Below are 13,994 nucleotides of genomic sequence, written 5' to 3' on the forward strand. Positions count from 1 at the left end.
AATCCAGCCTCGCCGGCGTTTGAGGCGCGGGGCGTGGGGCGGAGCCCCGATCTTTCAGCCCCGCCGGCGTTTGAGGCGCGGGGGTCCGGGGGCGGAGCCCCCGTCGCCGGAGCCCCCGGGCTGCTCGCACGCCTGCTCCGCCGCGCCAAGCCGAGCCCCGCCCCCGGCACGGCCCCCGGCTCGGCCCCGGCCGAGGTCCGCGACCTCAGCGTCCGCCGCGGCCGCGTCCAGGCCCTGCACGGCATCACCCTCACCGTGGCCCCCGGCGAGACCATCGCCCTCATGGGCCGCAACGGCGCCGGCAAGTCCACCCTCCTGTCCACCCTCGTCGGTACGGTCGCCCCCACCACCGGCGAGGTGACCGTCGGCGGCCGCACCCCCCACCGCACGGCACCACCCGAGATGGTGCGCCGCGTCGGCCTCGTCCCGCAGGAACCCCGCGACCTCCTCTACGCCGACACGGTCGCCGCCGAGTGCGCCGCCGCCGACTCCGACGCCGGCGCGCTCCCCGGCACCTGCCGGGACCTCGTCTCAGCGCTGCTTCCGGACGTCCCCGACGACGTCCACCCGCGTGATCTCTCCGAGGGCCAGCGTCTGGCCCTCGCCCTGGCGCTGGTCCTCACCGGTCGCCCCGCCCTGCTGCTCCTCGACGAGCCCACCCGTGGCCTGGACTACGCCGCCAAGGTCCGCCTGATCGAGATCCTGCGCGGGCTGGCCGCCGACGGCCACGCCATCGTCCTGGCCACCCATGACGTGGAGCTGGCCGCCGAGCTGGCCCACCGCGTCGTGATCCTGGCCGGCGGGGAGGTCGTCGCGGACGGTCCGACCGCCGAGGTCGTCGTCTCCTCGCCCGCCTTCGCGCCGCAGGTCGCGAAGGTCCTGGCCCCGGACCCCTGGCTCACCGTGCGCCAGGTCGCCGAGGCCCTCGACGCGGCGGAGGCTCGGTGAACAGGCCCGCCCGCCCCGCCGGCCCCGTACGCCCCGTACGCCCCGTACGCCCCGCCCGCCCCGTACGCATCGGCCCCCGTGCCGCCGTCGCCCTGGTCCTCGTCACCCTCATCGGCATCGCCGCCTTCGGCTGGCCGCTGCTCGCCGACCGCCAGTCGGGCCTCGCCCACTCGCAGGACGCCCCCTGGCTCTTCGCCGCGCTCCTCCCGCTGCTGGTGGCGGTGGTCGTCGCGACCATCGCCGACAACGGCATGGACGCGAAGGCGGTGGCGATGCTCGGTGTGCTCGCCGCCGTCGGGGCGGCGCTGAGACCGCTGGGCGCGGGTACGGCCGGGCTGGAGCCGATGTTCTTCCTGCTGGTGCTCAGCGGGCGCGTCCTCGGCCCCGGCTTCGGCTTCGTCCTGGGCTCGGTGACGATGTTCGCCTCCGCCCTGCTGACGGGCGGGGTCGGGCCGTGGATGCCGTTCCAGATGCTGGCGATGGGCTGGTTCGCGCTGGGGGCCGGGTTGCTGCCGGGCCCGGAGCGGATCCGGGGCCGGGCGGAGCTGCTGATGCTGGCGGCGTACGGCTTCGCGGGCGCGTTCGCGTACGGCACGATCATGAATCTGCAGGGCTGGGTGCTGCTGCAGGGCATGGGGCAGGGCATCTCCTTCCATCCGGGGGAGCCGGTGACCGCGAACCTGGCACGGTTCGCCGCGTACTGCCTGGCGACCTCGGTGGGCTGGGACCTGGGCCGGGCCGTGCTGACGGTCGTACTGACCCTCACGCTCGGGGCGACCCTACTGAAGGCTCTGCGCCGGGCGACCCGTAGAGCCGCCTTCGACGCCGCCGTCTCCTTCGATCCAGGGACCGGAACGGAGCCCGAACCCGCCCTCGAAAGGGGTACGAACGGCAGCGGAGGGTGACATTCGGGCCCTCCCCCGGTGACCCGCCCCATAGGGCCCAGGTCACATACGAGGGCGGCTAGTAGGCCCCCGGCCCGGTCCGCTGCGGGGGTGCGGCGCGCACGGCAGGCCCCTTGCTGCGAGGAGCGCTAGTAGGAGCGACCTTTGCCAGGTCGTCGGGACGTCGGTAGAACTGGATGAGTCGCAAGGCGGCAGGGGTACTTCAGGTACTTCATCCGCCGCCGACGAACCCCTCTCCTTTGCGTGAGTGGCTCACGCATGTCTTCGGCATGCGTGCGACCGCCCTTGTCCCCGTCGAAAGGTCAATCCGTGTCCAACACCGTCATCCGCCGCATCGCCGCTTCCAAGAAGGCCCTCGCGGGCACCGTCGTCGCCCTGGGTGTCGCCGGTTCCATGCTCGCCACGGTTCCCGCCCAGGCGGCCCCGACGAGCGCCAAGGCGATCGCGCAGCAGATGATCAAGGACCCGGCCCAGTTCGCCGCCTTCGACAAGATCATCTCGCACGAGAGCGGCTGGGACCACACCGCGACGAACGCCTCCTCCGGCGCGTACGGCCTGGCCCAGGCCCTGCCGGCGTCGAAGATGGCCTCCGCCGGCGCGGACTGGAAGACCAACCCCGCCACCCAGATCAAGTGGGGCCTGGACTACATGAACGACCGCTACGGCAGCCCGGTCGGCGCCTGGAACTTCTGGTCCGCCAACCACTGGTACTGAGCCACCACCAGCAGACGCGCGCAGACGCACGCACACGCTCGGCAGCGGCACGGCGCAGCAGACATACGAAGGCCCCGGTGGCCGGCCTCCCCAGGTCCGGCCCCCGGGGCCTTCCGCATCCCATCCCACGGGTCTCAGTGGCGCCTCACAGGCGCTGGATGATCGTGCCGGTCGCCAGCGCGCCTCCCGCGCACATGGTGATCAGCGCGAACTCCTTGTCGCGGCGCTCCAGCTCGTGCAGCGCGGTGGTGATCAGCCGGGCGCCGGTGGCGCCGACGGGGTGGCCGAGCGCGATCCCTCCGCCGTTGACGTTGACCTTCTCCAGGTCCTGGTCGAAGACCTGCGCCCAGGACAGGACCACGGAGGCGAAGGCCTCGTTGATCTCGACGAGGTCGATGTCCCGCAGTGACATCCCGGCCTTGCCGAGCACGGCCCGCGTCGCGTCGATGGGCCCGTCCAGGTGGTAGTGGGGGTCGGCGCCGACGAGGGTCTGGGCGACGATCCGGGCGCGCGGCTTGAGCTTGAGGGCGCGGGCCATCTTGCGCGAGGCCCACATCACCGCGGCGGCGCCGTCGGATATCTGCGAGGAGTTCCCGGCGGTGTGCACGGCGGTGGGCATGACCGGCTTGAGCCGGGCCAGCGCCTCCATGCTGGTGTCGCGCAGGCCCTCGTCCCGGTCGACCAGGCGCCACATGCCCTGCCCGGCGGCCTGCTCCTCCTCGGTCGTCGGGACCTGCACGGCGAAGGTCTCGCGCTTGAACCGCTCCTCGGCCCATGCGGCCGCGGCCCGCTCCTGGGAGAGGAGTCCGAGCCGGTCGACGTCCTCGCGGGACAGGCCCCGGTGGCGGGCGATCCGCTCGGCGGCCTCGAACTGGTTGGGGAGGTCGACGTTCCACTCGTCCGGGAAGGGCTTCCCGGGGCCGTGCTTGGATCCGGAGCCGAGCGGCACACGGCTCATGGCCTCGACGCCGCAGGCGATGCCGATGTCCATGACCCCGCCGGAGATCATGTTGGCGACCATGTGGTTGGCCTGCTGCGAGCTGCCGCACTGACAGTCCACGGTCGTCGCGGCGGTCTCGTACGGGAGCCCCATGGCGAGCCAGGCGTTGCGGGCGGGGTTCATCGACTGCTCGCCGGCGTGCGTCACGGTGCCGCCGACGATCTGTTCCACGCAGTCGGGCTGGATTCCGGTACGGGCCAGCAGTTCGCGGTAGGTCTCACCGAGCAGGTAGGCGGGATGGAGGTTGGCGAGAGCGCCCCCGCGCTTACCGATGGGGGTGCGTACGGCTTCGACAATGACGGGTTCCGCGGCCATGAGCTCGTCCTCTCCTGCACTGCGTCAGCACGGCGGGCCGTCCCGGCGCCCCGCCCCGAACTAGTACGCGTTCTAGTTCTCCCCGCAGTCTTATGACCTGAGGCCCCGGCACGCAAGGGTCTTGCACGCGCCCTGCACGGATTCCACACGCAACAGTTGGCGCCACGGCCCTTGTCACTTCTGGAACTCGTTACTACCTTCAAGCCAACTTCTGATGGTCCGTCAGACTTTGGAGTTGCCCGATGTCCTGCCCCGCACTGCCCGAAGGCTTCGACGCCACCGACCCAGACCTGCTCCAAAGCCGCGTCCCCTTCCCGGAGTTCGCGCAGCTGCGGCAGACCGCACCCGTGTGGTGGTGCCCGCAGCGGCGGGGCGTCACCGGCTTCGACGACGAGGGCTACTGGGCCGTGACCCGGCACGCGGACGTCAAGTACGTCTCCACGCACCCGGAACTGTTCTCCTCGACGACCAACACCGCGATCATCCGCTTCAACGAGCACATTCCGCGTGATGCGATAGATGCCCAGCGCCTGATCATGCTGAACATGGATCCGCCGGAACACACGCGCGTACGCCAGATCGTGCAGCGCGGCTTCACCCCGCGAGCCATCCGCGGCCTGGAGCAGGCCCTGCGCGACCGCGCCCGGAAGATCGTCGAGGAGGCGTCGGCCGCGGCCGATGACGGCAGCTTCGACTTCGTGACGCAGGTGGCGTGCGAGCTCCCGCTGCAGGCCATCGCCGAACTGATCGGCGTACCGCAGAAGGACCGCGCGAAGATCTTCGACTGGTCGAACAAGATGATCGCCTACGACGACCCGGAGTACGCGATCACCGAGGAGGTCGGCTCCAACGCGGCCATGGAGCTCATCGGTTACGCGATGAACCTCTCCGCCCAGCGCAAGGAATGCCCGGCCAAGGACATCGTCACCCAGCTGGTGGCGGCCGAGGGCCAGGGCAACCTCGGCTCCGACGAGTTCGGCTTCTTCGTCCTGCTGCTGGCGGTCGCGGGCAACGAGACCACGCGCAACGCCATCAGCCACGGCATGCACGCCTTCCTCACCCACCCCGAGCAGTGGGAGCTCTACAAGGCGACCCGGCCGTCGACCGCCGCCGAGGAGATCGTGCGCTGGGCCACCCCGGTGGTGTCCTTCCAGCGCACCGCTACGCAGGACACCGAACTGGGCGGCGCGAAGATCAAGGCGGGCGACCGGGTGGGGATGTTCTACTCCTCCGCCAACCACGACCCCGAGGTCTTCACGAACCCGGACGTCTTCGACATCACCCGCGACCCCAACCCCCACCTGGGCTTCGGCGGCGGCGGGCCGCACTTCTGCCTCGGCAAGTCCCTCGCCGTGATGGAGATCGACCTGATCTTCAACGCCCTGGCCGACACCCTCCCGAACCTCCACCTCACGGACGCTCCCCCGCGCCGCCTCCGCGCGGCCTGGCTCAACGGCATCAAGGAACTCCGCGTCACCCACCCCTGACCGCCGGACCCCAGCCCCGAGCCGCCCATGCCGGCCCGGGGCGAACCCCCGCTCTTCCAGCCTCGCCGGCGTTTGAGGCGCGGGGTCCGGGGCGGCGCCCCCGGCAACGGCGCCGCACCCGTTCGAGTGGCGGCCCGGCCCGAACGGAGTGATCCTGGCAAGCAGCGGCGATCCAGCCGAAGGGGCGCCGGGGCAGCGTATACCCCGGCGCCCCTTCGGCCTCCCCCGACCCGGCCAGGGCTACGGAAACGCAAACGGCCCGGCCAGGGCTACGGCTGGGACGGCCGCCCCGCAACCGCGTCGTACACCCGCACCCGCACCCGCCGCTGCCACCCCTCCCTCTCCTCCCGCACCCGCGCCCGCCGCTCCTTCCGCCCCCCGGCGGGATACCGCGCCCGCGCCCACGGCGACCCCGGCCGGGCCAGCCGCACCGCCCCCACCAGCGCGAAGACCGGTACGAGGATCCCCAGCAGCCCCGTGAACACCTTCCCCTTGGCCAGCGTCACCAGCGCGAAGCCCGCGTTCACCGCGACCACCACCACGTACGTCCAGCCTGAGGCCTTCGCTCCGCTCTCCGCGGCGTCGTCGACGCCGAAGGGCGACGCCCCCAGCAACAGCAGCCCGCACGCCGCGGCCCCGACCACCACCGCGTCCACGGAGAGCCGCCCCTCCTCGGACCAGTACACGTCCTTCAGGTGCAGGATCAGCGCGAACTCGTCGAGCACCAGCGCCGTCCCGATGCCGAACACCGCCGCGTCGATCTCGGCCCACGGAGACCTGTTCCCGGTCGGGGAGGCCAGCCCCAACCCACCCACGATCATCAGGACCACGCCGAACACCACGTGGTGGATGTGCAGCCCGCCCGGCGTGACGTTCTTCGGCCACCAGGAGACCTGCGCCCGGATCAACCGCACGCTGATCCGGATGAAGAGGAACGCGCCGAGGAAGCCCAGCAGCAGGCAGAGCAGCGGCTGCTTGCCCGGCTCGACGATCTGACGCTGGTACCAGTCGCCCACGTCTCAGCCCGCCCGCGTCCGGGCACGCCCGTCGGGTCCGGCACCGTACGCGCCCCCCGGCGGCCGCATCGGCTTCGCAGTCATGACCCGATGCTGGCACCGGCCCGGCCGCCGCGCCCGGCGGAAACGGACCGGGACGGGACCGCGACCGGCCCCGGCGCGCCGCTACGAGGAGGCCCGCGCCCCGGCCCGCAGCTTCCTCTCCCCCTCGCTCGGCTCCCCCTCGCTCGACTCGTCCTCGCTCGACTCCGCCCCGGCGCCCTGCCGCTGCCCCGGCAGGTCCAGCTGCAGCCCCCGCGGCCCGGACAACACGTACACGAGCCCGAAGCCGGCGGACACGACCGCGGCCCCGCCCACGGCGTCCAGGACCCAGTGGTTGGCGGTGGCCACGATCGCGCACACCGTGATCAGCGGGTGCAGCGCCCCGAGCAGCTTCTGCCAGCCCTTCGGAGCCAGCACCACGATCACGATCCCGCACCACAGCGACCAGCCGAAGTGCAGCGAGGGCATCGCCGCGTACTGGTTGGAGATCGCGGTCATGGCCCCGTACGAGGGGTTGGCCAGGTCCTGCGGCCCGTGCACGGTGTCGATGAAGCCGAGGCCCGGCATCAGGCGCGGCGGCGCGAGCGGGTAGAGCCAGAAACCGACGAGCGCCAGGACGGTGGCCAGGCCCAGGGAGGCTCGGGCCCAGCGGTAGTCGCCGGGGCGCCGCCAGTACAGGACCGCCAGGATCGTCAGCGGGACGACGAAGTGGAAGGAGGTGTAGTAGAAGTTGAAGAACGCCTCCAGCCAGGGCGTGTTCACCACGGCGTGGTTCACGGCGTGCTCGATGTCGATGCCGAGCGCCTTCTCGATGCCGTGGATCTGGCTGCCGTTGCCCTCGGCGAGGCTGCGGCTGGTGGGCGCGGCGGCCCGGATGTGCGAGTAGAGCGAGTAGCCGACCCGTATCAGCAGGAGTTCCAGCAGGAGGTTCGGGCGGGACAGCACGCGCCGCCAGAACGGCAGCAGCGGCACCCGCGCCCAGCGGGCCGCCGCGGGCTGCCCGTAGTCGGTGGGTACGGGCTCGCGCCAGTACGCCGACGAGCGCTGCAGGAACGGTACCGCGCAGGCCGCGGCCACGGCGGTGAGCAGCGGCACGTTGTCGCGTACGGGGGCCAGCGCGGCCAGGTTCGGCAGCAGCATCGTGCTCGGCAGGGTCATGGCGAGGACCACGGCCACCGGCCACACGCTCCGGTCGGCGGCCCGCTTGCCCACCTTGCCGGCAACGGCGAGCAGCACCCAGAGCAGCTGGTGGCGCCAGCCGGTCGGGGACACGGCGACGGCCACGCAGCCGGTGACGGCGACGGCGAGCAGCAACTGGCCGTCGCGGGCGTAGCGGACCGCGCGGCGCAGGCCGATCCAGACGATGGCGGCCGCGAGGGCGCCGTAGAGCAGGATCTCGGCGGGCCCGGTCAGGCCGAGGCGCAGCAGCGCGCCGTGCACGGACTGGTTGACGAGGCCGTCGGGGGCGCCGCCGAGGCCGGTACCGGCCAGGTGCTCGACCCAGTACGTCCACGAGTCGCGCGGCATGGCCGCCCAGGACAGCGCGGTGGCTCCGGCGAAGGTCACGGCGGCGGTGCGCGCGGTGGGGCGGCGTCCGGTCAGCCACAGCAGCGGGGCGAACAGCAGCAGTGCGGGCTGGAGCGCGGCGGCGAGGCCGACGAGGAAACCGGCGGGCCGGTCGCCGGGCACACGGAACACGGCGAGCAGCACCAACAGCACGGGCAGGACGGCGGTCCGGCCGGGCGAGGCGGCCTCGCGGACGGGCAGCGAGACCATCATCAGCGCCGTGAGGACGGGCGCGGCGAGCAGCGCGGTGCGCCGCGGCACCGGGTCGGGCAGGCCGCGGGCGGCGACGAGTCCGATGGCGGCGACGCACAGCAGCGTCACGCAGGTCCAGGCGATCTCCAGCGACGGGGCGGCGAGGCCGACCAGCGGCTTGAGGACGAGCCCGGCGAAGGGGGTGTCGGAGAACCGGCCGGTGTCGTAGACCGATCCGGGCAGGCTGCCGGGGAGGTGGAAGCCGCTCAGCCACTCGCCCGGTGGCATCCGTAGCACTGCGGCGGCCTGTCTGACGGCGAGAGCACCGGCCAGCGCCCACAGGAGGAGCCGGGCCGCCCCGAGCCTGCCGTGATCGCTTATGACTCCGGCATGTCCGTTCGCACCGCTGTGCTCTGCCGCGTTAGCCACGCCTCGCCGGCCTCCCGCCATGTTGACCGCAACCCTGACTTCGCCTGGCTGCCGCGCTCCATTACCCGCACGACGATATCCCCCACGGGATGCGTTGGACGGCTCTCACGGGCATCGCGCGGACCGACGGGCCCGCCGACCTGCAGAGCCCGCTCCTCGACCCGGGCCCCGGGGTGGAGCCGGGGACCGACGGGCTCTCCAGGTGCGGACACCGGACTTCGTGGCGAAGCTGAGGTGGACAGACATTCCGTGGAGAGGACGGCTCATGTCCATGCTCGACAAGCTCAAGGACCTCATGAAGGGACACCCTGACCAGGCCCGTCAAGGCGTCGAGAAGGCCGGAGACGCCTTCGACGCGAAGACTCAGAACAAGTACCAGAGCCAGGTCGACACGGCACAGCAGAAGCTCAACGAGCAGATCGGCAAGGAGCCGCCCACGCCCGGGCAGACCCGTCCGCCGCAGCCCTGAATCGGGCTTCCGGACCGGTAGGGCGCAAGGACCACGGCGCAGGGACCGCACCACGGTGCGGTCCCTGCGGGCGGATGTGCGGGCGGATGTGCGGGCGGATGTAGGAAACTGCACGCATGTCGTCGAGGCCGGGCATACCGCCCGGCCTGTGTTCCATGAGAGGTGTCCTGTGCCCAGCGTCGTAAAGATCAACGCACTGACGGTTCCCGCCGAGCAGCGGGAGATCCTGGAGAAGCGCTTCGCCTCCCGGGCCGGGGCGGTGGAGAGCTCGGACGGCTTCGAGTGGTTCGAGCTGCTGCGCCCGGTGGAGGGCACGGACCAGTACCTGGTCTACACGCGCTGGCGTTCGGAGGAGGACTTCCAGGCGTGGATGGAGGGCCCGATGAAGGCCGCCCACCAGGGCGGCGGTGAGGGTGGCGGCGAGCGGCCGAAGCCGGCGGCTTCCGCGTCCACGGTGTGGTCGTTCGAGGTCGTGCAGCAGGCGGCGCCGAAGCAGGCCTGACGCGATTCGGGCCCGGGTCGGGGCCCGGCCCGACACCCGGGCCGGGCCCCGACTCGGGCCCGTCGCGCGGCGGCCCCACGAGGGCCGGACGCACGAAGGCCTGACGCACGAAGGCCTGACGCACGAGGGCCGGACCCGGACGCATCGGATTCCAGGAAGGTCGGACGTCGGACAGGTCAGCTCCAGAAGACGTCTTCCTCGTCGATGTCCGCGGTGCACTGGTCGATATCGGTGATCTTGTTGCCGATGATCGTGAAGAAGAGCCCCTGGCGGATCTCGATGCCGCGGTCACCGCGGTCGGCGCGCACCGTGTGGAAACTCATCACGTGCCCGCGCCCGTCCGCCAACACCGATTCCAGATCCACCTGGAAGGTGCCGTCCGTCTCCGTGCCGAGGCGACGGAAGAGGTCCAGGACGTTCTCCCGCCCCTTGTGGTGCCCGGACAACGGGTTGCTGCCCGGCACGTGGTGGATGACATCGGCCGTCAGCAACGTGCTCATCGTCTCCATGTCGCCTTTGCCGAAGGCCTCGTAGCCGCGGCGGACCAGGGCACAGTCGGGATGCTCTGACATGGCGTTCCCACCCTCCGGGTACGCAGGGAAGTCCTTTTTCCTATCATCAGCCCGGCCTTGTGGATATTCCACGCGGGACCTCCCCCGCGAGCTCCACAATGACGCCATGACCACTCACAGCGAACACCACACCCCCACCCTGTCGTGGACCGTGATCCCCGAACCGTTCACCACCGGGGACGCCACCGCCCTGCGCCGCGCGTACTACGCCGAGGTCGCCGGCCGGTACTGGAAACGGCAGGTCACCGAGACCGAGATCGACCAAGGGCTGCTGGACTTCCCGGACGACGGGCTCGTCCCGCCGACGGGGCAGTTCGTCGTCGGCAGACTCGACGGCGAGCCCCTGGCGTGCGGCGGGATCCGGCTGCTCGACCCCCTGACCGCCGAGCTCACCAGGGTGTACGTCGACCGGCGCGCCCGCGGCACCGGCGGCGGGGCGGCTCTGCTGAAGGTCCTCGAAGCGGAGGCCCGAGCGCTCGGCGCCGACCGGGTCCGCCTGGACACCCGGTCGGACCTCGTCGAGGCCCGGGCGTTGTACGCGCGGCACGGGTATGCGGAAATACCGGCCTACAGCTCCGGCCCGTACGCACAGCACTGGTTCGAGAAGCGCCTGACCTAGGGGCGGCCAGGGGGCGGCTAGGGGGCGGCGTGGTCGCGCCGCGGCAAGGCGTCGTAGGGCTCCTCGGCGTCGGACCCGCACAACTCCGTGTTGATCTGCTTCACCAGCTTCACCAGGTCGGTCGGCCGGTCCGGGCCCCACCAGTCGCCGAGCAGCTCGGCGAGCGACTCCTCCCGGGCCTCGGCCAGCTTCGCGGCGCTCACGCGCCCCTGGTCCGTCAGGACCAACGGCAGCCCGTCCCGGACGGCGAGCCCACGCTCCTCGATCTGGCGCGCGGCGTCCGTGACGACCTTCAGCGGCACATTGGTGCGCTCGGCGAGCATCGCGGGCTCCACGGAGCCGTACCTCTTGATCCGCAGCAGCAGCCAGCTGGAGGCGGGCAGCAGGTCGTAGCCCGCCTTCTCGGTGATCTTCTCGTAGACGTGCCGGCGGCCCTCACGGGTTCCGAGGACCGACAGCGCACGGGCGACCTCGTCGTGGGAGGAGCGTTGGACGGGGTTGGAGGCCAGGGTCTCCGTCACATCGGGGGCGGTGACCGAGCCGCGGAGCTTGTCCTCCTTCAGGAACCAGGCGATCACGAAGGCGATCAGCACGATCGGCACCGCGTAGAGGAACACGTCGGTGATGGCGGTGGCGTAGGCGTCGAGCACCCGGGGTTGGATATCGGCGGGAAGCTCGGCGATGGCCCGCGGGTCCGCCTCCAGCTGCGCGACGCTCGCACCGGCCGGCAGCGTGACGCCCGCGAGGGAGGCGGCCAGCTTGTCGTCGAGCTGATGGGTGAAGACCGTACCGAAGATGGCGACGCCGAAGGAGGCGCCGATGGAGCGGAAGAAGGTGGCACCGGAGGTGGCGACACCGAGGTCGGCGTAGCTGACCGCGTTCTGCACCACCAGGACGAGCACCTGCATGACCAGGCCGAGTCCGGCACCGAAGACGAAGAAGTAGACGCTCATCTCCCAGGTGGAGCTGGTGCGGTGCAATTGGTGCAGGAGGAGCAGGCCGAGCGCGGTCACCGCCGTGCCCAAGATCGGGAAGACCTTCCAGCGCCCGGTCCGGCTGACGATCTGACCGGAGACGGTGGAGGTGATCAGCATGCCGATCACCATCGGCAGCATGTGGACGCCCGACATGGTCGGTGAGACGCCCTGGACGACCTGGAGGAAGGTCGGCAGGTAGACCATCGCGCCGAACATCGCGAAGCCGACGACGAAGCTGATCGCCGAACAGAGGGTGAAGGTGCGGATGCGGAACAGACCGAGCGGCAGGACGGGTTCGGGGGCCTTGCGCTCCACGAGGAGGAAGGCCGCGAGCAGGACGGCGCCGAGGACGGCGACGCCGATGATCCGGGCCGAGCCCCAGCCCCAGGTACCGCCGAGGGAGGCGATGAGCACGAGACAGGTGGCGACGCAGGCGATGAGGAAGGTGCCGAGGTAGTCGATGGTGTGCTTCGAGGAGCGCGCCGGGATGTGCAGGACGGCGGCGATCACGACGAGCGCGACGAGACCGATGGGGAGGTTGATGTAGAAGACCCAGCGCCACGACAGGTTGTCCACGAACAGGCCGCCCAACAGTGGGCCCAGCACGCTGGTCGCACCGAAGACTCCACCGAAGAGGCCCTGGTACTTGCCTCGTTCGCGCGGCGGGACGATGTCGCCGACGATCGCCATCGACAGGACGATCAGCCCTCCGCCACCCAGGCCCTGCAGGGCGCGGAAGCCGATGAGCTGGGGCATGTCCTGGGCGATCCCGCACAGTGCCGACCCGATGAGGAAGAGGACGATGGCGTACTGGAAGAGCTTCTTGCGTCCGTACTGGTCGCCGAGCTTGCCCCACAGGGGGGTGGCGGCGGTGGAGGCGAGCATGTAGGCGGTGACGACCCAGGACAGGTGCGCCATGCCGCCGAGGTCGCTGACGATGGTCGGCAGGGCGGTGGAGACGATGGTCTGGTCGAGCGCGGCGATCAGCAGGCCCAGCAGCAGTGCTCCGATGGAGACGAGTACCTCGCGGGAGGCGTGCTCGGTGGCGGGGCCGGTCTTGTCCGGGTCGGGAACGGGGCCCGGGCCCTTCGCGGTCACATCCTGAGCCATCGATACCTCCTCAGGCCGGATCAACATCTCCATCCTGAGCGGTGTGTCCGGTTATGGCCTCTCGGGCGGTTGGGAGGGCTCCTGCGGGTCTGCATAATCGCAGGCAATAGCCAGGGAGGGAGTCCAGTGAGCCGTCAGCACTGTCCAGAATGCGGCGCCGCCGGCGCAGGCTGCGGGTGCGTGCCGGGTGTGGGTTTCAACCCCCTGCGCATCCGCCCGTACGTGACGTTGCCCGACCCTGGCGAGCCGGACACGCCCGTGCCCCCTCAGCCGGTGTCCGGCGTGGTGACCCCGGACCCGCACCCGGCGCCCGTGCCGGCGCCTGCGCCGGCTCAGGACGACACCCCGGCCTACGGGATACCCGTGCCGCCGCAGGACGGGCCGTGGCCTGCGGAGCCCGCCGGGCCCGCGTACGCGGGCAACCGGGCCGAGACGGTCCAGCTCCGGGCGATCCCGGCAGCGGAGCACACGTACGGCAGCCAAACGGGAGGGGGTGGGGGCGGGGGCGGGGGCCCGGAGAAGCGAACCGGCCCGGCCTCCCGAAAGCCGCTCGCGCTGCTGATCGGCGCCGCGGCGGCGGTCGCCCTCAGTGGGACGGCGGTGGCGGTGTGGGCGCTCCCGAGTTCCGCCGAGAGCGACACCACGCTGGTGGAGGCGAAGGCCTCGGCGCCCGTGACGAGCGCCGCCCCGGCCGCGCCCTCCGCGAGCGCGTCCCCGACCAAGGGCAGCCCGTCCCGCTCGGCCTCCCCGTCGCCGAGCGCCTCGAAGTCGGCGTCCCCGTCGCCGAGCGCGTCCCGCACCTCGGCGCCCCCGTCCCCCAGCCCGTCGCCGAGCGCGAGCCGCTCCACCGCCCCGCCACCCGCGCAGGCCCCGACCCTGCGCCACGGGGACTCGGGTGCGGAGGTGGAGAAGCTCCAGCGGCTGCTGGCGGCGCAGGGCCTGTACCGGGGCCGGATCAACGGCCGGTTCGACTGGCGGGTGGAGGATGCCGTGTCGGAGTTCCAGTACGACAGAGGCATCGACGATCAGGAGTGGGGCTTCTACGGGCCGGTGACCCGCAAGGCCCTGGAGGGATAAGCGTCACATGTCCGCTGGTGGCGCGGACCGCCCTTTGTTTTGTATCGTGAAGGA

The 13,994-nt window shown here is 71.6% G+C and carries 14 protein-coding genes; 8 read left to right on the top strand and 6 right to left on the bottom strand.

Annotation, left to right across the window (positions count from 1 at the left end):
• The 3 genes from AB8A24_RS22415 to AB8A24_RS22425 form a co-directional block, all read left to right on the top strand.
• The coding region (locus AB8A24_RS22415; RefSeq protein ID WP_369477311.1) for an energy-coupling factor ABC transporter ATP-binding protein at positions 1 to 948 on the top strand (948 nt) is incomplete at its 5' end.
• On the top strand, positions 945 to 1,853 hold the full coding sequence (locus AB8A24_RS22420) for an ECF transporter S component (RefSeq protein WP_369477313.1): 909 nt from the start codon (positions 945 to 947) through the stop codon (positions 1,851 to 1,853). The genes AB8A24_RS22415 and AB8A24_RS22420, both read left to right, overlap by 4 nt.
• Before the next feature lie 258 nt (positions 1,854 to 2,111).
• A complete protein-coding gene (locus tag AB8A24_RS22425) occupies positions 2,112 to 2,567 on the top strand; it encodes a transglycosylase SLT domain-containing protein (protein WP_369477315.1) in 456 nt (151 codons plus the stop codon).
• A 145-nt stretch (positions 2,568 to 2,712) separates the two neighbouring features.
• Here AB8A24_RS22425 and AB8A24_RS22430 read toward each other — a convergent pair whose 3' ends face one another.
• Positions 2,713 to 3,882, bottom strand: a complete 1,170-nt coding sequence (locus AB8A24_RS22430) for a steroid 3-ketoacyl-CoA thiolase (protein WP_030390693.1) — start codon at positions 3,880 to 3,882, stop codon at positions 2,713 to 2,715.
• Positions 3,883 to 4,124: 242 nt separating this feature from the next.
• On the opposite strand from AB8A24_RS22430, the gene AB8A24_RS22435 reads away from it, so the two are divergent.
• Complete coding sequence (locus tag AB8A24_RS22435; RefSeq protein ID WP_369477316.1) at positions 4,125 to 5,369, top strand: cytochrome P450; 1,245 nt, start codon at positions 4,125 to 4,127, stop codon at positions 5,367 to 5,369.
• 269 nt (positions 5,370 to 5,638) lie between these two features.
• Here AB8A24_RS22435 and AB8A24_RS22440 read toward each other — a convergent pair whose 3' ends face one another.
• Both AB8A24_RS22440 and AB8A24_RS22445 read right to left on the bottom strand, forming a co-directional pair.
• Positions 5,639 to 6,385: a hypothetical protein gene (locus AB8A24_RS22440; RefSeq protein WP_328963505.1), complete on the bottom strand. Its 747-nt coding sequence runs from the start codon at positions 6,383 to 6,385 to the stop codon at positions 5,639 to 5,641.
• A 165-nt stretch (positions 6,386 to 6,550) separates the two neighbouring features.
• Positions 6,551 to 8,614, bottom strand: coding sequence for a bifunctional glycosyltransferase 87/phosphatase PAP2 family protein (locus tag AB8A24_RS22445; protein WP_369477319.1), 2,064 nt, complete (start codon positions 8,612 to 8,614; stop codon positions 6,551 to 6,553).
• 265 nt (positions 8,615 to 8,879) lie between these two features.
• On the opposite strand from AB8A24_RS22445, the gene AB8A24_RS22450 reads away from it, so the two are divergent.
• Both AB8A24_RS22450 and AB8A24_RS22455 read left to right on the top strand, forming a co-directional pair.
• Complete coding sequence (locus AB8A24_RS22450) at positions 8,880 to 9,083, top strand: antitoxin (RefSeq protein ID WP_328963504.1); 204 nt, start codon at positions 8,880 to 8,882, stop codon at positions 9,081 to 9,083.
• Positions 9,084 to 9,252: 169 nt separating this feature from the next.
• The gene (locus AB8A24_RS22455; protein ID WP_030715302.1) at positions 9,253 to 9,585 is read left to right on the top strand and encodes an antibiotic biosynthesis monooxygenase; all 333 of its coding nucleotides are present in this window, start codon (positions 9,253 to 9,255) and stop codon (positions 9,583 to 9,585) included.
• Positions 9,586 to 9,761: 176 nt separating this feature from the next.
• Here AB8A24_RS22455 and AB8A24_RS22460 read toward each other — a convergent pair whose 3' ends face one another.
• Entirely contained in the window at positions 9,762 to 10,157 is a 396-nt protein-coding gene (locus AB8A24_RS22460) for a nuclear transport factor 2 family protein (protein ID WP_266357492.1), read from the bottom strand.
• Between the two features lie 106 nt (positions 10,158 to 10,263).
• On the opposite strand from AB8A24_RS22460, the gene AB8A24_RS22465 reads away from it, so the two are divergent.
• Entirely contained in the window at positions 10,264 to 10,776 is a 513-nt protein-coding gene (locus AB8A24_RS22465) for a GNAT family N-acetyltransferase (protein WP_369477323.1), read from the top strand.
• Between the two features lie 17 nt (positions 10,777 to 10,793).
• Here AB8A24_RS22465 and AB8A24_RS22470 read toward each other — a convergent pair whose 3' ends face one another.
• Both AB8A24_RS22470 and AB8A24_RS22475 read right to left on the bottom strand, forming a co-directional pair.
• On the bottom strand, positions 10,794 to 12,863 hold the full coding sequence (locus AB8A24_RS22470) for a DHA2 family efflux MFS transporter permease subunit (RefSeq protein WP_369477325.1): 2,070 nt from the start codon (positions 12,861 to 12,863) through the stop codon (positions 10,794 to 10,796).
• A 350-nt stretch (positions 12,864 to 13,213) separates the two neighbouring features.
• Complete coding sequence (locus AB8A24_RS22475; protein ID WP_328963501.1) at positions 13,214 to 13,711, bottom strand: hypothetical protein; 498 nt, start codon at positions 13,709 to 13,711, stop codon at positions 13,214 to 13,216.
• Positions 13,712 to 13,766: 55 nt separating this feature from the next.
• Here AB8A24_RS22475 and AB8A24_RS22480 point away from each other — a divergent pair, with 55 nt between their 5' ends.
• The gene (locus AB8A24_RS22480; RefSeq protein ID WP_158780840.1) at positions 13,767 to 13,940 is read left to right on the top strand and encodes a peptidoglycan-binding protein; all 174 of its coding nucleotides are present in this window, start codon (positions 13,767 to 13,769) and stop codon (positions 13,938 to 13,940) included.
• Positions 13,941 to 13,994: the final 54 nt, after the last annotated feature.

This window comes from Streptomyces sp. BF23-19 (genome assembly GCF_041106355.1).
Classification (GTDB): Bacteria; Actinomycetota; Actinomycetes; order Streptomycetales; family Streptomycetaceae; genus Streptomyces; species Streptomyces virginiae_A.